Genomic DNA, 16,873 nt, shown 5'->3' with positions numbered 1-16,873 from the left:
GGGAGGGCGCGGGAGGCCGGCCCCGGCTCCGTCGTGGGGGTTGCCGGGCCGGTCGCTCCCGCGGGCGGCCGCCCGTGCCGGCGGCCGCGTGCGCGCAGCGCACCGGGTGCGCCCACGGCCCCCGCCCCGCACACGTCGCGGGGCGGGGGCCGCCTGCGTGTGAGGGCCGGCGGGGGCCGCGGCGCCCCCCCGCCCCCGGGGGAGGGGCGCACGCCGCTGAGCTCGTTGGGGGTCTCCTCCAGCGTGGTCGAGGCGGTCACCTCACCGGTCCCGAGGTCCACGGCGTGGATCTGGCGCGTGGCCGTGTCGGTGACGTAGGCGGTCTCCCCCCGGACGAACAGGGCCGGGCGGGGCTGCTGCCACTCCAGGGGCTCCTCCCAGGGGTCCATCAGTTCGACGGAGTCGGTGATCTCGCCCTCCTCCTGGTCGATGACGTGCAGCGACCCGTCGGTGCCCAGGACCAGCGCCTCGCCCTGCGGGCCGCGGCCCAGGGAGCGGAAGGTGTAGCTGGAGGGCAGGTCCACCAGGGACAGTGAGGCGTCGGAGGTGTCGACCAGGGCGACGCGCTCGGGGCGCTCCAGCTCGGCGTCCGGGTCGGTCTTGTAGTCGCCCAGGACGATGGGGGAGTCCTCCGACCCGGCCTGGTTGCCGATGCGCCCGTAGTCGTGCTCGGCCTCGACCTTGGTGAATTCGCCGTCCTGGTACATCAGGGCGCCGTCCTCGCAGCCGATGACGACGGTCTCCCCTTCGGCGGTGGTCTCCCCGTGGACGCCGGGGCAGTCCTCGCTGCGGGCGATCTCCTCCCGGTCGGCGTCCAGGACGACGGCGCCCACGCGCTCCTCCTCGTCGCCGAGGGTCACGAGGAGTTCGCCGTTCTCCAGTTCCACGGCCACCCCGTGGTGGGCCTCCTCGGTGGTGTACACGTCCAGGTCCTCGGGCGTGCCGTCGCCGAGGGCGTCGGTGTCGAAGGCCGTCACCTCGCCGCTGCCGTCGGCGAACAGCACGGTGCGCCCGCCGTGGCGGACCACGTGGCCGGGGGTGTCGGCGGGGAACACGGTGTCGGTCAGCTCGCCCGCGGCGGCGTCCAGGACCTGGAACCCGTCGGAGGTCGACACGAACAGGTGGCGGTCGTCGCCGGCGGGGTTGAGCCGGTTGAAGCCCTCCAGCTCGATGTCCCCGGCGACCTCCAGGGTGGTGCCGTCCAGGACGAGGACGCCGCCGTCGTAGGTGACCGCGATCGGTTCGGCGACGGCGGCGGCGGTGTCGGCGGCCGGGGCCTCCTCCTCGGGGGCGCCGTCGGCCCCGGTGGAGCAGGCGGTCAGCAGCAGTCCCGCCGACAGGACGGCGGGCAGGGCCGCCCGGGTCGCGGTGCGCGGTGTTCTCATGGTGTCTCGGTCCTCGTGTCAGGGGTCGTGTTCTCGTGCCCGGCGCGCGCCGGGCGGCGGCGCCGGTGTCCGGGGGGTCCGGCCGGCCCCTCGCGGCGGCCGGGCGCGCCGCCCTCCCGGGGGGCGGAGGGGGCGCGCCCGTGCCGTGCGGGGCCGGGACGGGGTCTAGGGTGCGGCCAGGCCCGCGGTGATCGCGGTGGTGTTGGCGCGCATCATGTCCAGGTAGGTGGCCGCGTCCCCGTCCTCGGCCGTCAGCGACTCGGAGAAGAGGGGGATGACGTCGATCTCCACCCCGGCCTCCTCCGCCATCACGGTCGCCAGCCGGTCGGGCTGGGAGGAGTCGGCGAAGACCGCGCGGACCCCGGCCTCCTCCACGGTCTCCGCGAGCGAGCTCAGGTCCGAGGCGCTGGGCGAGGCCAGGGTCGTGCCGCTGGGGATCACCGCGCCCACGACCTCGAAGCCGTAGCGGTCGGCGAGGTAGCCGAAGACGTGGTGGTTGGTGACGAGCTTGCGGTCCCCGGGCGGGATGGCGTCGAACTCCCCGCCCATCCAGTCGTGGAGGGCGGCCAGTTCGCCCTCGTAGGCGGCGGCGTTGGCCCGCACGGCGTCGGCGTCGACGCCGTCCACCTCCGCGACCACGTTCTCGGTGATGAGGCCGACGGCTTCGGCCACCCGCTGCGGGTCGGTCCAGAAGTGCGGGTCGGGCTCGCCCTCGCTCTCGTCGGAGGTGTAGTCGAGGGGGTCGACGTGCTCGCCGACCGCGAGGGTGGGCACGCCCGCCTCCTCGGCGGACTCCACGTTGCGCAGCACCCCCTCCTCCAGGCCGAGGCCGTTGTGGACGAGCAGGGAGGCCTCCTCGATGGTCGCGGCCTCCTGGGCGGAGACGCCGAAGGAGTGGGGGTCGGCGTCCGGTTTCATCAGCACGGTCACCTCCGCCTCGTCGCCGACCACCGCGCGGGTGATGTCGCCGAGGATGTTGGTGGTGACGACCACGCCGCCGCCGGTCCCACCGCCCGGGGCGCAGGCGACGAGGCCGAGCGGTACGGCCAGGGCGAGCGCCAGGGCGGCGCCGGTGCGGCGCGGGGCCGCGGTTCGGGGGTCGGTCATCGGTTCACCGTCCGGTCTCGACCATGTACTGCGGCGCGACCCCGGTCTCGAAGGTGCGCGCCACGCGCAGGTCGTCGTTGTAGTCGATCTCGTGGACCAGGCCGCCCCGCACGTCGTTGACGTAGGCCCGGGAGGTGTCCACCCGGATGGAGGGCGGGTGCTCGGTGTCGACCCCGTCCAGGAGTTCGGTCCGGGCCCGTTCCTCTCCCGTCCCGGGGTCGAAGGAGCGCAGGACCCCGTCATCGGTGAGCGCCAGGACGGAGGCGCCCTCGCCGACCGCCGCCACCGCGACCACGCCGGGCAGCTCCCAGTGGTCCCACCGCTGTTCGGCGAGGTCGAGGGCGAGGACCGTGTCCGGTGCGGGCACCGCGGCCAGGGCTCCGGCGCCCGGCCGGTGGTGGAACTCCTCGGCCCGGGCGTCCGCGGGCAGGCCGTCGGGGTAGGGGAGCGTCTCGGCGGCGAACTCCCCGTCGTCCTCGGTGACCAGGAGGGCGCCCTCCTCGCAGCCGATGACCAGGCCGCGCCGGGTCGTGGCCTGGCCCCGGGGGTCGGCGCACTCCTCGTCCAGGGTCAGGACCGGTTCGCCGGACCGGTCGTCGACGTGGACCCCGTCCGCCCCCGCGGTGACGACCGACCCGCCGTGGGGGGCGACGACGGCCGGGGCGTCCCCGGTGGTGGCGATGTCGACCGGTTCGACCGCCCCGTCCTCCAGCGAGGGGCGGTCCAGCAGGGAGACCCCGCCGTCGCCGTCGGTCAGCGCGGTGAGGGCGGTGTCGGTCGCCGCGTTCGCGGCGGCGATCCCCTCGGCGGTCCCGGCCGGGCGGATGTCGGCCCGGTAGTAGTGCATGTGGTCCCCGTGGTCCACGGTCCAGGTGCCGCTGTCGATCACGGTTGTCATCCGTTCACCGGATGAAAAGAGGTACGCGAACCTTCCGTCGCCGGTGATCCCGTCGACCGGTCCGACCGGGTCCAGGAGCGTGGTTTCCCCGGTGATGAGGTCGAGGACCTGGACGGCCCCCTCGGCGTCGGCGACGACCAGGCGGGACTGGGGCTCGGCGGCCTCCTCGGCCCCCTCGACGTAGCCGTGGGGTGTGGCCTCCCCGTCCTCGGGCTCCTGCGGGTCCGGGGCGGAGGCGCATCCGGTGAGCAGTGCCGCGGCGAGCAGCCAGGCGGACACCCCGGGGACCGCGGTCCTGCGGTGGGGGCGGTTCATGACACGTTCGACCTTTCGTGGGCGGGGATCGGTGCGGGGGGCGCGTCGGCGGCCCGGGACCGGCGCAGCGCCTCGAAGAGGGGGCGTGCGCGGGAGGAGGCGACCGAGACGAAGAAGAGGGCGACGGCGGTGGCCGAGATGCTGGCCCCGGCGGCCGTCCCCCAGTGCCAGGAGACGAGCAGGCCCACGAAGGTCGAGGCGGCGCCCAGCAGGGCGGCGCCGACCATGATCGCCGGGATGCTCCGGGCCCAGATCGCGGCGGCCGCCGGAGGGGCGATGAGCAGGCCGAAGACCAGCAGGGTGCCGACCACGTGGAACGAGGCCACCACCGCCAGGGTGACGAGGCCCAGCATGGCGGCGTGGGCGGCCCGGGGCGCCAGCCCCAGCGTCGTCGCCTTGCGCGGGTCGAAGGCCAGGGCCACGAAGGCGCGGTGGCCCCCGACCGCGATCACCAGGGCCGCCAGCAGGGCCAGCGCGAGGAGGAGCAGGTCCCGCTCCCGCACGGCGAGCACGTCGCCGAAGAGGAAGCCGGTCAGGTCCACGGCGAAGGAGCCGGAGTGGGAGACGATGATGACGCCCGCGGAGAGCATGCCCACGAAGAGCAGGCCGATGCTCGTGTCCTGGGAGAGCCGGGGCGACCGGTTCAGGGCGGTGACCCCCAGGGCCATGGCGACGGCGGCCAGGGCCGCGCCGACGAAGAGGCTCCCGCCCAGGAGCGAGGCCACCGCGACGCCGGGCAGCATCCCGTGCGACATCGCGTCGCCGAGGAAGGCCATGCCGCGGAGCACGACCCAGGTCCCGGCCAGGGCGCAGATGAGCGAGACGAGGACGCCTCCCCACAGGGCGCGTTGGACGAACACGACCTCGAACGGGTCGAACAGGGCTTCCATGTCGGGCACTCTATAATGAAAACCGTTTTCAATACCAAATCGGGAGTGGTCATGACATCGGTCGATGCGGCGGCGCCAGCTGCGGTGACGCTGGAGGACGTGTACGCGGGCTACGGCGGACGGGCGGTCCTGCACGGCGTCACCGCCACGATCCACGCGGGCACGGTCACGGCCCTGGTCGGCGCCAACGGCTCGGGGAAGTCGACCCTCCTGGCGGTGATGGCCTCGACCCTGGCCCCGACGGCGGGAAGGGTCCGCCGGGGCGCCGCCCGGCGTCCCGCCCTCGTCGTCCAGCGCAGCGCCGTCTCCGACGCGCTGCCCGTCACGGTGCGCGAGACCGTCGAGATGGGGCGGTGGGCCGAGCGCGGGCCCTGGCGGCGCCTGACCCGCGCGGACCGGGCTGCGGTCGAGGCGTGCATGGACCGGCTGGCCGTCGCCGACCTGGCCCGGCGCGCCCTGGGGGACCTGTCCGGAGGGCAGCGCCAACGGGTCCTGCTGGCCCAGGGGCTGGCGCAGGAAGCGGACCTTCTCCTGCTGGACGAGCCCGCCACCGGGCTGGACGCCGACTCCCGGGAGCGCATCACGGCGGTGCTGGCCGAGGAGAGGGAACGGGGGGTCGCGGTGGTCCACGCCACGCACTCGGCCCGGGAGGCCGCGCACGCCGACCGCGTCCTGCGCATGGAGGACGGGCGTCTGTCGGAGCGGTCCCCCTCCTCCGACCAGGCCCTTTCCACCGCGGACGATCTCTGATGGACTGGTCGTGCACGCGTTCCGGCCACACCGGGACGACGGACCGTCTCGAGGGGGAGAGATGACGGCGAGGCATCTCGTGCACGAGGACCACGGGCACCGGCACGGAGAGGGGTGCGGCCACGTGTCGGTGCCCCACCAGGGCCATGTGGACTACGTGCACGACGGGCACCTGCACCACGGGCACGACGGCCACTGGGACGAGTGCGCGAACGAGGAGCACACCGTGCACGAGGATCACGGGCACCGGCACGGGGAGGGGTGCGGCCACGTGTCGGTGCCCCACGGGGACCACGTGGACTACGTGCACGACGGGCACCTGCACCGCGAGCACGACGGCCACTGGGACGAGCACGCCCCGGGTTCCTGACCCGGCCAGCGGGCCCGCTCCGGGTCCGCGCCCGCCCGGCCGCGAACGCGGCCGGTGCGGCGCGAGGGGTCCGGCCCGACCGTCCCGCGCCCGGGGCGGCGGCTGCCGCCCCCTCCGTGCGGGGCGGCCGGTCCCCTGTCCCGCCGCCCTCGGGAGGCCCGGGGCCGGTCCGCGCGCCCGGCCGCCTCAGCCGAGGCGCGCCTCGAGGCCGGCCCCGGAGGCCCCCGGGAGCGGCGCCCCGAGCGCCTTCTCGAAGCACAGGGAGGACGCCGACCCGGCGTACGCCCCGAAGCACGGGATGGGCGTGTAGCCCGACTTGGTGTAGAAGCGCACGGCGTCCGGCTGGCGGTCCCCGGTCTCCAGCCGCAGGTGCGTCCACCCGCGTCCGCGCGCCCAGTCCTCCAGCACCCCGAGGAGCCGGGGCGCCGCGCCGCTGCCGCGCGCCCCGGGGAGGACGTACATCCGCTTGACCTCGCCCACCCCGCCGCCGAGGTCGCGGAGCCCGCCGCACCCCACGGCGGCGCCCGAGCCGTCGCGGGCCACGGCGAAGACCGCGATGTCCTCGGCGGAGGGGGCCGCCCCGGGCTCGGAGTCGGGGGTTCCGTAACGCTCGGCGATCTCCGCCCGCTGCCCCGCGCGCAGGGCGGTGGCGTCGGGATCGTCCCAGTTCACGATGTCGATGCGCATGGGCGGTAACGTACCTCCCGCGTGTTTCCGGGGTGTGACGCGGCCCGTGCGGCGGTCCGGGGCCCTTCAGGCCCCGTCGGTGAGGGCCTCGCGCATGACCCGGAACTTGGACTCGGTCTCGGCGAGCTCGGCTTCCGGCACCGACCCCTCCACGATCCCGCCCCCCGCGAACAGCCGGGCCCGGGCGCCCTCCACGTGCGCGCAGCGCAGGGCGATGCCCCACTCGGAGTTGCCCGCGCCGTCGACCCACCCGACCGGTCCGGCGTAGCCGCCGCGGTCCATGCCCTCGGCCCCGGCGATCAGCCGCATGGCGGTGCCGGTGGGCGTGCCCCCCACGGCGGCGGTGGGGTGCAGGGCTGCGACGGCGTCCAGGGCGGACACGCCGGGGGAGAGGCGCGCGTGCGCGCGGGTCGCCAGGTGCTGCACGTTGGCGAGCCGGAGCAGGCTGGGCCGTGCCGGGACCTCCATCTCCTCGGCGAGCGGTGCGAGCGCGGTGCGCAGGGAGTCCACGGCCATCCGGTGCTCGTCGACGTCCTTGGCGGAGGCGAGGAGTTCGTCGGCGAGGCGCCGGTCGTCGCCGGGGTCCTCGCCCCGGGGACGGGTCCCGGCCAGGACCAGCGAGGTGAGCCGGTCGCCCTCGCGGCGCAGCAGGAGTTCCGGGGTCGCCCCGACCATGCCGTCGACGGAGAACGTGAAGCAGCTCGGGAAGCGCAGGCGCAGGCGTTCGAGGAGGGTGCGGACGTCGATGGGGGAGGCGGCCTCGGCGAAGGCGTCGCGCGCGAGCACGGCCTTGTCGAGCTCCCCCGCGCGGATGCGTTCGACGGTGCCGGCCACGGCGGACATCCAGTCCTCCCGTGACAGTGACCCCTGCGTCCAGGAGACGGGGCCCACGGGGCGCGGTTCGGACGCCGGGGGCGGGAGCTCGCCGGGGCGGTCCCCGGGCTCGTCGCCGACCGTGGTCAGCCAGCTGCGCCCGCCGCGCCGCCCGACCAGGACGCGGGGCACGACCAGGGCGGAACCGGGGGAGGTGGGGGCGAAGGCGAACGTCCCGAACGCGACCAGGCCGGTCCCCGCCGCACCGACCCCGTCGGAGACCTCGGCGTGCTCCATGAGCCCGTTGAGCCACCGGGCCGCCTCGGAGAAGCGGGTGGTGTCGGTCGGCGCCGTCCCCTCGGGCTCGGCGCCCAGGTCCAGCCGCGCGGCCTCGCCCCAGCCCACGACGCCCTCGTCCCCCGTCAGCCAGGCCAGGGGGGCGCCGTCCGGCAGGAGGCGGACCAGACCGGTGGTGTGATCGCTCAGGGGAACGGTGCGGACGAACAGTTTGGGTGGGCTCAGGGCGACGTTCACGGTCACCGAGTGTAGGACCTCGCCCGGGGCGGTTGTGTCCCGGTCCGTCCGAGGTCGGTGCGGTCTCCGCCCCTCGTGCTTCCCCGGGCGGACGGTCCGGATGGTGCCGATTTGACCCTTCCCGGGGGAGCGGGAGGGGCGGAGCCCCCTGGGCGGCGGTGTTTCGTTGCGTCGCGAGAATGTTCCCTCACCTGCCTTGATGCGACGTTATCCACAAGTTGTCCGAATCGTGTCCAAAAATTGACTTCCTGCCCTAACCTTGATCGCGGCGCCACGCCAGGGGGACGGCTGTGCGCCAAGGACCTCAGAGGAGAACCGTTCATGGGATCAGTGGCACGGGCCGGGAGTACGCGGCGCACCGCAGCGCGGTGGGCGGCGTCGGCAGCCGCGACCACCTTCCTGCTGTCGGGCTGCGCCGCCTCCGGCGGCGGGACGGCCGACGGCGACGCCCCCGGCACACGAGAGGCCGGGACGGCGGCGACCCCGCTCCAGTGCGAGGGCGCAGGCGCCGAGCGCCAGATGCGCGGGGCGTGGCTCACCACCGTCCGCAACATCGACTGGCCCTCCGAGCCCGGCCTGTCCGCGCAGGAGCAGAAGGACGAGCTCGACGCCTACCTCGACGACGCCGTCGACATGGGCCTCAACGCCGTCTTCCTGCACGCGCGCCCCACCGCCGACGCGGTCTACGAGTCCGAGCTGGAGCCGTGGGCCCGCTACCTCACCGGCGAGCAGGGCGGCGACCCCGGCTACGACCCGCTGGAGTACGCGGTGGCCGAGGCGCACGAGCGCGGGCTGGAGATGCACGCCTGGTTCAACCCCTACCGCGTGGGCCTCCAGGACCCCGACATCGAGGACATGGCCGAGGACCACCCGGTCAAGGAGAACCCGGACTGGCTGGTCGACTACGGCGACGAGGCGTACGTGGACCCGGGCAACCCGGAGGTCCGGGAGTGGGTCACCGGCGTCATCATGGACGTCGTCGAGCGCTACGACATCGACGGGGTCCACTTCGACGACTTCTTCTACCCCTATCCCAAGGACGGGGAGGAGTTCGACGACGACGCCACCTGGGAGGAGCACGGCGACGGCTTCGACGACCGGGGCGACTGGCGGCGCGACAACGTCAACCAGCTCATCGCCGACGTCCACGAGGGGATCGAGGCCACCAAGCCCTGGGTGAGCTTCGGGATCTCCCCGTTCGGGATCTGGCGCAACGAGAGCACCGACCCCAGCGGCTCGCCCAGCTCCGGCCTGCAGTCCTACGACGCCCAGTACGCGGACACCCGCACCTGGATCCAGGACGGCACCGTCGACTACGTCGCCCCGCAGCTGTACTGGGAGAGGGGCTTCTCCACCGCCGACTACGAGGCCATGACCGACTGGTGGGCCTCGGAGGTCGAGGGCACCGGCGTGGACCTCTACATCGGCCAGGCCGCCTACCGGGTCGGCGAGGAGGGCTGGCGCGGCGACGACGCGCTCAGCACCCAGCTCGACTACTCCGGCGAGCTGCCCGAGGTCGGAGGGGACGTCTACTTCTCCATCAAGAACCTGCGCGAGCAGGCGTCCGACGCCTACGCCGAACTCGCCGACGCCCACTACGGCCGGCCGGCGCTCCCGCCGCAGGCGGAGGCCCCGGAGAACCAGGGCCCGCTCGTCGGCGAGGTCGGGGGCGTTGAGGCCCGGACCGACGGCGACCGGGTCGAGGTCGCGTGGGACGCCGCCGACGCCGCCCGCTTCTACGCGGTCTACCGCCTGCCCGAGGGCGCGGACGCCGGCTCGGAGGAGGCGCGGTGCGCCGCCCTGGCCCCGGAGAACCTCGTGGGGCTCACCGGCGGGACCTCCCTGGCGGACGACGCGCCCCTGGAGGACGGCGCCGGGTACGTGGTCACCGCCCTGGACGACTACCGGGCCGAGGGCCCGGTGAGCGAGGCCGCCGACATCCGCGGCTGACCCGGGGAGCGCACCCTGCACGGGACCCCCGGCCGACGGCGATCCGTCGGCCGGGGGTCCCGTCGTCCGCGCCGCCCCGCGGGTTCGGCGCAACATCCATGCCCTTGGATGAAAAAGTTATGATCTGCCAGCCGAATACACCTTTTGCCCTGGTATCGACGAGGGGTAGGTTCGTCGCATGCCGACCTACCAGATCAGCGAGGCCGCCGACCTCCTCGGCGTCAGCGCCGACACCGTCCGCCGCTGGGTCGACTCCGGTCGGCTCGCGGCCACCCGCGACGCCTCCGCGCGGCGCCTCCTCGACGGGGCCGAACTCGCCGCGTTCATGCGCGCGGGAGCCGACGAGGACCCCGGCCGCCGGGTCTCCTCCGCCCGCAACCGCTTCCGCGGGCTGGTCACCAACGTCGTCCGCGACCAGGTCATGGCGGCCGTGGAGATCCAGGCGGGGCCGCACCGGGTGGTCTCGCTGATGAGCCGCGAGGCCGCCGACCAACTGGGGCTGGACGTGGGGACCACCGCCACCGCCGTCGTCAAGTCCACCAACGTCGTCGTCGAGACCACCGGGGGACACCATGCGTGAGAGCGCTCCCCGACGCGTCCCGCGCACGCTCTGCGCCCTGGCCGCCGCGGCCATGGCCGCCACCGCCTGCGGCGGGCAGGGCGGAGGAAGCGGCGGCTCCCCGGCCGGGGGCGGCGAGCTCCACGTCTTCGCCGCCGCCTCGCTCACCGACGTGTTCACCGCCCTGGCCGAGGACTTCGAGGAGGACCGCCCCGGCGTCGAGGTGGTCCTCAACTTCGCGGGCAGCAGTGAACTGGCCGCCCAGATCAACGCGGGCGCCCCCGCCGACGTCTTCGCCGCCGCCGACACCGCCACCATGCGGCGGGTCGTCGAGGGCGAGGGGCTGGACGCCGGGTGGGCGTCCGGCAGCGGCGGCGCCGCCGTCTTCGCCACGAACACGCTGCGGATCGCGGTGCCGCCCGACAACCCCGGCGGCGTCGAGGACTTCGCGGACCTGGCCGGGGACGGCGTCTCCGTCGCCCTGTGCGCCGAGGAGGTCCCCTGCGGCGCGGCCACCGCCACCGCCATGGAGGCCGCCGGGGTCGCCATCACCCCCGACACCTACGAGCAGGACGTGCGCGCCGTCCTGACCAAGGTCGAACTGGGCGAGGTCGACGCCGGGCTCGTTTACGCCACCGACGTCGCCTCGGCGGGGGGCAGGGTGACCGGCATCGACTTCCCCGAGGCCGGCGAGGCCGTCAACGAGTACCCCGTCGGGGTCCTGGCCGGCGCCGCCGACGCCGGGCTCGCCTCCGACTGGGTGGAGCTGGTCCTGTCCGAAACGGGGGAGCGGGTCCTCGCCGAGGCCGGGTTCGGTACGCCGTGACCGCGGGAGACCCGAGGGGAGGCCGGGCCGTCCGCCGCGGACGGGACCGCCCGCCGCGCATCCGGTCCGGCCGCCCCCCGTGGATCCTGGTCCTGCCCGCGCTCGCGGGCGCGGCCTTCCTCGTGCTCCCCTTCGCGGGGCTGCTGATCCGCGCGCCCTGGTCCACGATGGGTGCGCGGGTCACCGAGCCCGAGGTGCTGGCCGCCCTCTGGCTGTCCCTGTCGACCGCCACCGCCGCCACCCTGGTGTCGCTGCTCCTCGGGGTGCCCCTGGCCTGGCTGCTCGCCCGCACCGACTTCCCCGGCCGACGCGTCCTGCGCGCGGTGGTCACCGTCCCCCTGGTCATCCCGCCGGTCGTCGGCGGAGTGGCGCTGCTGCTCGTGCTGGGGCGCAACGGCCTGCTCGGCCGGCACCTGGACGCCTGGTTCGGGCTCACGATCCCCTTCACGCCCGTCGCCGTGGTCCTCGCGCAGGTGTTCGTCGCCATGCCGTTCCTGGTGATCAGCGTCGAGGGCGCGCTGCGCGGCGCGGACCGCCGCTACGAGGAGGCGGCCGCCACCCTCGGCGCGAGCCGGGTCACCGTCTTCGCCCGCGTCACCCTCCCCATGGTGCTGCCCGGGATCGGCGCGGGCGCCGTCCTGTGCTGGGCCCGCGCCCTGGGAGAGTTCGGCGCCACCATCACCTTCGCCGGGAACTTCCCCGGAACCACCCAGACGATGCCGCTGGCCGTCTACATGGCCATGCAGCGCGACCCGGAGGCCGCCATCGTGCTCAGCCTGGTCCTGCTCCTGGTCTCCCTGGCCGTCCTGGCCACGCTGCGCGAGAGGTGGGTGAACTCCTGATGGAGCCGGACGGCGACCGCGCCCCGCGTGCCCGGCCCCCCGCCCTCGACGCCGAGCTGCGGCTGAGCCGGGGCGGGTTCTCCCTCGACGTGGCCCTGGAGGCGGCGCAGGGGGAGATCCTGGCCCTGCTCGGCCCCAACGGGGCCGGCAAGTCCTCGGTTCTGCGCGCCCTGGCCGGGCTGGAGCCCCTCGACGGCGGGCACGTGCGCGTGGACGGCCGCGACGAGACCACCACGCCGGCGGAGCGCCGGCCCGTCGGCATGGTCTTCCAGGACTACCTGCTGTTCGAGCACATGAGCGCCCTGGACAACGTGGCGTTCGGCCCGCGCTGCCAGGGCGCGACCCGGGCCGCCGCCCGGGAGCGGGCCGCCAGGCTCCTCGACCACATGGGCCTGTCCGACCACGCGGGGGCCCGGCCCCGGAACCTGTCCGGCGGCCAGGCCCAGAGGGTCGCGCTGGCCCGGGCCCTGGCGGTGCGCCCCCGCCTGCTGCTCCTCGACGAGCCCATGGCCGCCCTGGACGCCAGCACCCGCATCGACGTGCGCGGCCGGCTGCGCCACCTCCTGGAGGGGTTCGACGGGGCCACCGTGCTGGTCACCCACGACCCCCTGGACGCCATGGTGCTGGCCGACCGCATCGCGGTCGTCGAGGACGGCCGGGTCGTCCAGCAGGGCCCTCCCGCCGAGGTGGCGCGCAGGCCCCGCACCCCGTACGCGGCCCGCCTGGTGGGGCTCAACCTCTTCCGGGGACGGGCCGAGGGGACCTCGGTCCTCCTGGACCCCCGGGGGCACGCGGACCGGGCCCGGGTGGAGGTGGGCGGGGAGCACCGGGGGGAGGTCCTGGTGGCCTTCCCGCCCCGCGCCGTCGCCCTGTACCCGCGGCGCCCGCACGGCGGCCCCCGCAACGTGTGGCGGCTGACCGTGGACGGCGTCGAGAGGTTCGGCGACCAGGTGCGCGTGCACCTGGCGGGCCGGCTGTCCCTGGCCGCCGACGTCAGCCCGGCCGCCCTGGCCGAGCTCGGGCTCGAACGGGGGAGCGAGGTGTGGGCGGGCGTCGAGGCGGCCGAGGTGGAGTGCTACCCCGGTTGAGGGCGTCGTCCCAGTTCACCGCGGTGACGGGCCGAGGCGGGGGCATGTCGGGCCCGGGATCCGTCCCCCGGGCCCGTCCTCGGCCCGCGTGCCCGAAACAGGCTCGGGAAAAGCGGCGGACACCTGGATATCCGGGGCCCACCCGGGGGAGACTTAAGGAACCCGGCGACGACAGTCCTTCCCCCAGCGGCTGAGGAGGGTGCCATGTCCCTGAGAGAGCATGAGCGAAGAATCCTCGAGGAGATCGAGCGGCAGCTCCGCGAGGACGAACCGGACCTTGCCGAACGCCTGGACTCCTTCGGGGCGGAGGATCCCGACGCCATGGCCGACCCGGGCCTGGACGGCTGGAAACCGTGGGTGGCGTGCGGCCTGATCGCCGCGGTCACCGCGGGGCTGCTGGTCCTGCTGTTCGTCCTCACACCGACCGCTCCGCAGCCCCCGCCGCCCGTGCCGGCCGGGACCTCGGAGACGGTGGAGGACACCGTTCCGGACACCGGCCCCGCGGGTGTCGCCCCGGCGGACGAGGACCCCGCGGACACCGGTCCGGGGACCGTGGACGAGGAACCGGGCCGCTAGAACCGGGCCGCCAGGACCCGGACCGCCAGGAACCCCGGGGGCCCGTCCCCCGTGGTTCCTGGCGGCCCCGGTCGGTCACGGCTCCGGCCGCGACCCCGCGGACGGGGGGGGGGGGGGGGGGGGGGGGGCGCCGGGGGGGGGGGGGGCCCCCCCGCCGGGGCGGGGGGGGGGGGGGGGGTGGGGGGGGGGGGGGGGGGGGCCGGCGGCCGCGCCCCCCGGGCGACCCGGCGGCCCCGGCCGGGCCCCGGCCCCGCCCCCCCCCCGGGGGCCGGCGGGGGGCGGCCCCCCCCCCCCGGGGGGCCCCCCGCCCGTCGCCGTTCCCGTCAGAGGGCGTTGGTGAACGCGGCGGCCAGGGGCGCGGCCACGGCCGAACCGCCGCCACCCCCGTCGACCACCACGGCGAACGCCACGTCGCCCTTGTACCCCACCATCCACGCGTGGCTGGGGAGCTCCTCGTCCTCGCCGGCGTCCTCGGCGGTCCCGTACTCGGCGGTGCCGGTCTTGCCGAACACCTCGCCCTGGAACGGGACGTTCTGGGCCGTGCCGTCGGTGACGACCGCCCGCATCATCCCCCGCAGCGCCTCGGCGTTGGCGATCGGCCGCGGCTCGGGCAGCTCGGTGGCGGCCGGCTCGGTCACCAGCACCGGGTGGCGCCAGGAACCGTCGGCGACGGCGGCGGGCACCGTCGCCATGTGCAGCGGCGACGTGAGGATCTGGCCCTGGCCGATGCTCTGCGCGCCCAGCATGGTGCTGCTGTCCACCGGCGGGAAGGACGGCTCGAAGGCGGGGACGCCGATGTCCAGCGGGGCGTTCATGCCGAACTGCTCGGCGCTGGCCTGGAGGGTCTCGCCGCTGAGCTGCGCGCCGACCCGCTCCACGAGGGCCGTGTTGCAGGAGGTCGCGAACGCCTCGGTCACCGACTGGGCGCCGTACTCGGCCCCGCCGGCGTTGCGGAACGGCCATCCGCCCAGGTCGTACTCCTCGGGGCAGTCCAGGGAGGCGTCCATGCCCATCCCGTTGTCCAGGAGGGCGCTGTAGGTGACGATCTTGAACGACGAGCCGGGAGGGTACTGGCCCTCGAAGGCCCGGTTGAACCCGCCGGGCACGTTCACCGCGGCCAGGACCTCCCCGGTCGAGGGCCGGATCGCGACCAGGCCCGCGGGGTCGTCGGAGTCGATGATGGCGCTCGACGCCGCGCTCTGGATCCCCATGTCGATGCTGGTGGTGATGTCCTGTCCGTCGGACCCGTCCAGGGTGGCGACCGTGTTCGCCTCGGTCGCCTCCAGCGAGGCGGGGTCCTCGGCCTGGGCGGCGTCCACCATCAGGATGGTGGTCGCCGCCTCGCCGGCCAGCTGCTCCTCGTAGGTGAGCTGGAGGCCGCCGAGGCCCACCGTGTCGCCGACGCTGTAGGCGGGGCCGAGGCGTTCGAGGTCCTCCTCGGTGGCCTCCCCCAGGGAGCCCGCGATCATCTGGAGCGAGCCGGAGATCCCGGAGCCCTCCAGGGGGGTGCCGTCCGCGGCGAGGACCTGCCCCCGCTCGCCCCACACGGCGGTGCGGGCCAGGACCTGGCCCTCGCCCAGCCCGGGGTAGGCGACCTCGGGCGAGAAGTCGATCCACCACGCGCCGTCCTCGCGGATGAGGGGCAGCTCCCCCTCCCACCCCCAGTCGTCGGCGTTGGTCAGCGACATGGTGACCTCGTAGGGCGCGCTGCCGGTGCCGCCGTCGGTCGTGGGCGTGCCGACCTCCACCTCGATGGAGTCGACGCCCAGGCCCGCGTCGATGCCGCCGAGGACCTCGGCGGCGTCGCCGCCCCTGGTGACGGCGGCCAGGCGCTCGTAGTCCTGCGCCTCCCAGGAGGCCTGGTACTCGGCGGCGGCCTCCTCGGGCTGGGGCATGGTCAGCACGTACCAGGACACGCCGCCGCCGACGAGCGCCAGCACCACCACGGCGGAGACGACGCCGATGATCAGGCCGCGCCGCGACTTGCGGGGCGGGGGCGGGGGCGGGCCGGGGGCGTGGGCGTCGTCGGGCCCGTCGGGGCCCTCCGGGCCGCCCGGGCCCGAGCCGCCGTTGTACAGGTACTCGAAGCCCTGGCCGGACGCCGGGCCCGCCGCCGCGCGGTTCTCCGCGTCGTCGCGGTGGGGCTCGCTCCCCGGATAGGGGGTGTCGCCCTGGTGGACGGGCTGACCCCTGTAGGGGTCGTCGTCCCAGCCGTCGGACCGGTCGTCCGGGGCGCCCGCCGCGGAGCGGGACTCCCGCCCCGGCTCGCCGGTGCTCCGGTAGGGGTCGTCGTCCCACGTGCCGCCGCGGCCGTCCGGGCCCGGCCCGGACTCCGCGTGCGGCTCCTGCCACGAGTCGTGCGCGTGCTGGGGGCCGCCGGGCTCGGGGGAGGCGTTCCAGTCACCGGAGGGGCCCTGGGCGGCGGGGTAGGGGGTGTCCCAGGAGTCGTCGGGCCTCGCGTCCGCCACGGGCGGGTTCCACGACTCGTCGGAGGGGGTTCTCCCCGAGGGGGCGTCCCATGCGTTCGTGGCGGGGGTCTCGCCGGAGGGGGCGTCCCAGGTGTCGCGGGGGCGCGCGTTCGCGTCGGAGGCGCTCCAGGTCCGGGCGGTGTCGCTCCAGGACTCGGTGGAGGGCTCTTCGTCCGAGGGGCTGTCCCACGCGTTCGCGGCGGAGGAGCCGCCGGCCGGAGCGTCCCAGGAGCGGGGCCGGTCGGGGTCGGCGGGGGCGTCCCACGCGTTCGGGGCGGGGGTCTCGCCGGAGGGGGCGTCCCAGGTGTCGCGGGGGCGCGCGTCCGCGTCGGAGGCGCTCCACGACTGCGTGGAGGGCTCGCCGTGCCGGGGGGAGTCCCACCCGGAGGGCTGCGCCCCGTCCGGGGGCGAGTCCCGGTCCGCGGACTCCTTGTAGGGGTCGTCCCACGACGGTGCCGAACGCTCGAAGGAGTCGTCCTCCCCCGGGTGTCCGTGCCGACCGTGCTGGGGCTCCCACGGCTGGGCCGGAGCGGGCTCCGGTCCGCCGGAGGCCGCGGGGTCCGCCGGGCGCGGCTGCTCGTAACCGAACCCCCCGGTCTCGGCCGGGCTCGGCGGTTGGGGCCGCCGGGGGATGCGGTAGGGGTTCTCGGGGCGCGAATCGCCTACCGGGGTCTCGTCCGACTGTTCGGGCGGCCCGGAGGAATCCGGCTGCCGGGGGGACCGTTCGTCCACGCCTGACCGTCCTTCGCTACGTTGCCTGGAGATACCACGATGCCCCGCTCCCACCTCGGTGGGAGCGGGGCACGAGGATGAAG

Annotated in this window: 14 protein-coding genes and 1 pseudogene; 8 read left to right on the top strand and 7 right to left on the bottom strand. The window is 75.5% G+C overall.

The window, feature by feature from the left end:
* Window positions 1–209: 209 nt before the first annotated feature.
* The 4 genes and pseudogenes from aztD to aztB all read right to left on the bottom strand — a co-directional run.
* Window positions 210–1,385 (bottom strand): annotated as a pseudogene (aztD, locus tag ACIRPH_RS01660) (zinc metallochaperone AztD); the annotation flags it as partial.
* A gap of 165 nt (window positions 1,386–1,550) precedes the next feature.
* Window positions 1,551–2,492: a zinc ABC transporter substrate-binding protein AztC gene (aztC, locus tag ACIRPH_RS01655; protein WP_402908057.1), complete on the bottom strand. Its 942-nt coding sequence runs from the start codon at window positions 2,490–2,492 to the stop codon at window positions 1,551–1,553.
* Between the two features lie 4 nt (window positions 2,493–2,496).
* Window positions 2,497–3,705 carry an ABC transporter gene (locus ACIRPH_RS01650; protein WP_402908055.1) on the bottom strand — a complete coding sequence of 403 codons (1,209 nt, stop codon included), beginning with the start codon at window positions 3,703–3,705 and terminating at the stop codon, window positions 2,497–2,499.
* Window positions 3,702–4,595: a zinc ABC transporter permease AztB gene (gene aztB / locus ACIRPH_RS01645; RefSeq protein WP_402908053.1), complete on the bottom strand. Its 894-nt coding sequence runs from the start codon at window positions 4,593–4,595 to the stop codon at window positions 3,702–3,704. The genes ACIRPH_RS01650 and aztB overlap by 4 nt, the downstream gene beginning before the upstream one ends.
* 51 nt (window positions 4,596–4,646) lie before the next feature.
* Here aztB and aztA point away from each other — a divergent pair, with 51 nt between their 5' ends.
* Together aztA and ACIRPH_RS01635 are read left to right on the top strand one after the other, a co-directional pair.
* On the top strand, window positions 4,647–5,345 hold the full coding sequence (gene aztA / locus ACIRPH_RS01640; protein WP_402908051.1) for a zinc ABC transporter ATP-binding protein AztA: 699 nt from the start codon (window positions 4,647–4,649) through the stop codon (window positions 5,343–5,345).
* 61 nt (window positions 5,346–5,406) lie between these two features.
* Window positions 5,407–5,715, top strand: a complete 309-nt coding sequence (locus ACIRPH_RS01635) for a threonine dehydratase (RefSeq protein ID WP_402908049.1) — start codon at window positions 5,407–5,409, stop codon at window positions 5,713–5,715.
* Between the two features lie 186 nt (window positions 5,716–5,901).
* Here ACIRPH_RS01635 and ACIRPH_RS01630 read toward each other — a convergent pair whose 3' ends face one another.
* Both ACIRPH_RS01630 and ACIRPH_RS01625 read right to left on the bottom strand, forming a co-directional pair.
* Window positions 5,902–6,402 (bottom strand): GNAT family N-acetyltransferase, encoded by a 501-nt coding sequence (locus ACIRPH_RS01630; protein ID WP_402908047.1) that lies wholly within the window; start codon window positions 6,400–6,402, stop codon window positions 5,902–5,904.
* A 66-nt stretch (window positions 6,403–6,468) separates the two neighbouring features.
* A complete protein-coding gene (locus ACIRPH_RS01625) occupies window positions 6,469–7,749 on the bottom strand; it encodes an isochorismate synthase MenF (protein ID WP_402908045.1) in 1,281 nt (426 codons plus the stop codon).
* A 321-nt stretch (window positions 7,750–8,070) separates the two neighbouring features.
* Between ACIRPH_RS01625 and ACIRPH_RS01620 the strand changes: the two genes are divergently transcribed.
* The 6 genes from ACIRPH_RS01620 (at window position 8,071) to ACIRPH_RS01595 (ending at window position 13,590) form a co-directional block, all read left to right on the top strand.
* On the top strand, window positions 8,071–9,699 hold the full coding sequence (locus ACIRPH_RS01620; protein ID WP_402908043.1) for a glycoside hydrolase family 10 protein: 1,629 nt from the start codon (window positions 8,071–8,073) through the stop codon (window positions 9,697–9,699).
* 178 nt (window positions 9,700–9,877) lie between these two features.
* Window positions 9,878–10,279: a molybdopterin-binding protein gene (locus ACIRPH_RS01615; protein WP_402908041.1), complete on the top strand. Its 402-nt coding sequence runs from the start codon at window positions 9,878–9,880 to the stop codon at window positions 10,277–10,279.
* A complete protein-coding gene (modA, locus tag ACIRPH_RS01610; protein ID WP_402908039.1) occupies window positions 10,272–11,084 on the top strand; it encodes a molybdate ABC transporter substrate-binding protein in 813 nt (270 codons plus the stop codon). The genes ACIRPH_RS01615 and modA overlap by 8 nt, the downstream gene beginning before the upstream one ends.
* The gene (locus ACIRPH_RS01605) at window positions 11,081–11,926 is read left to right on the top strand and encodes an ABC transporter permease (RefSeq protein WP_402908037.1); all 846 of its coding nucleotides are present in this window, start codon (window positions 11,081–11,083) and stop codon (window positions 11,924–11,926) included. The genes modA and ACIRPH_RS01605 overlap by 4 nt, the downstream gene beginning before the upstream one ends.
* Complete coding sequence (locus tag ACIRPH_RS01600; protein WP_402909449.1) at window positions 11,926–13,014, top strand: ABC transporter ATP-binding protein; 1,089 nt, start codon at window positions 11,926–11,928, stop codon at window positions 13,012–13,014. The genes ACIRPH_RS01605 and ACIRPH_RS01600 overlap by 1 nt, the downstream gene beginning before the upstream one ends.
* A gap of 204 nt (window positions 13,015–13,218) precedes the next feature.
* Window positions 13,219–13,590, top strand: a complete 372-nt coding sequence (locus ACIRPH_RS01595; RefSeq protein WP_402908035.1) for a DUF3040 domain-containing protein — start codon at window positions 13,219–13,221, stop codon at window positions 13,588–13,590.
* A 323-nt stretch (window positions 13,591–13,913) separates the two neighbouring features.
* Here the strand turns inward: ACIRPH_RS01595 and ACIRPH_RS01590 are convergent, their stop codons facing one another.
* A complete protein-coding gene (locus ACIRPH_RS01590; RefSeq protein WP_402908033.1) occupies window positions 13,914–16,790 on the bottom strand; it encodes a penicillin-binding transpeptidase domain-containing protein in 2,877 nt (958 codons plus the stop codon).
* Window positions 16,791–16,873 lie beyond the last annotated feature (83 nt).

Origin of the sequence: Nocardiopsis sp. NPDC101807 (assembly GCF_044766605.1) — a bacterium.
Taxonomy (GTDB): domain Bacteria; phylum Actinomycetota; class Actinomycetes; order Streptosporangiales; family Streptosporangiaceae; genus Nocardiopsis; species Nocardiopsis tropica.
Note: the sequence above shows the minus strand (reverse complement) of the source record. Positions and strands in the feature narration are given on the sequence as shown.

Excerpts from the sequence above, each read along its gene's own strand:
- aztC (WP_402908057.1), bottom strand. The coding sequence starts at position 2,492 with ATGACCGACCCCCGAACCGCGGCCCCGCGCCGCACCGGCGCCGCCCTG.
- ACIRPH_RS01650 (WP_402908055.1), bottom strand. The coding sequence starts at position 3,705 with ATGAACCGCCCCCACCGCAGGACCGCGGTCCCCGGGGTGTCCGCCTGG.
- aztB (WP_402908053.1), bottom strand. The coding sequence starts at position 4,595 with ATGGAAGCCCTGTTCGACCCGTTCGAGGTCGTGTTCGTCCAACGCGCC.
- aztA (WP_402908051.1), top strand. The coding sequence starts at position 4,647 with ATGACATCGGTCGATGCGGCGGCGCCAGCTGCGGTGACGCTGGAGGAC.
- ACIRPH_RS01635 (WP_402908049.1), top strand. The coding sequence starts at position 5,407 with ATGACGGCGAGGCATCTCGTGCACGAGGACCACGGGCACCGGCACGGA.
- ACIRPH_RS01630 (WP_402908047.1), bottom strand. The coding sequence starts at position 6,402 with ATGCGCATCGACATCGTGAACTGGGACGATCCCGACGCCACCGCCCTG.
- ACIRPH_RS01620 (WP_402908043.1), top strand. The coding sequence starts at position 8,071 with ATGGGATCAGTGGCACGGGCCGGGAGTACGCGGCGCACCGCAGCGCGG.
- ACIRPH_RS01615 (WP_402908041.1), top strand. The coding sequence starts at position 9,878 with ATGCCGACCTACCAGATCAGCGAGGCCGCCGACCTCCTCGGCGTCAGC.
- modA (WP_402908039.1), top strand. The coding sequence starts at position 10,272 with ATGCGTGAGAGCGCTCCCCGACGCGTCCCGCGCACGCTCTGCGCCCTG.
- ACIRPH_RS01600 (WP_402909449.1), top strand. The coding sequence starts at position 11,926 with ATGGAGCCGGACGGCGACCGCGCCCCGCGTGCCCGGCCCCCCGCCCTC.
- ACIRPH_RS01595 (WP_402908035.1), top strand. The coding sequence starts at position 13,219 with ATGTCCCTGAGAGAGCATGAGCGAAGAATCCTCGAGGAGATCGAGCGG.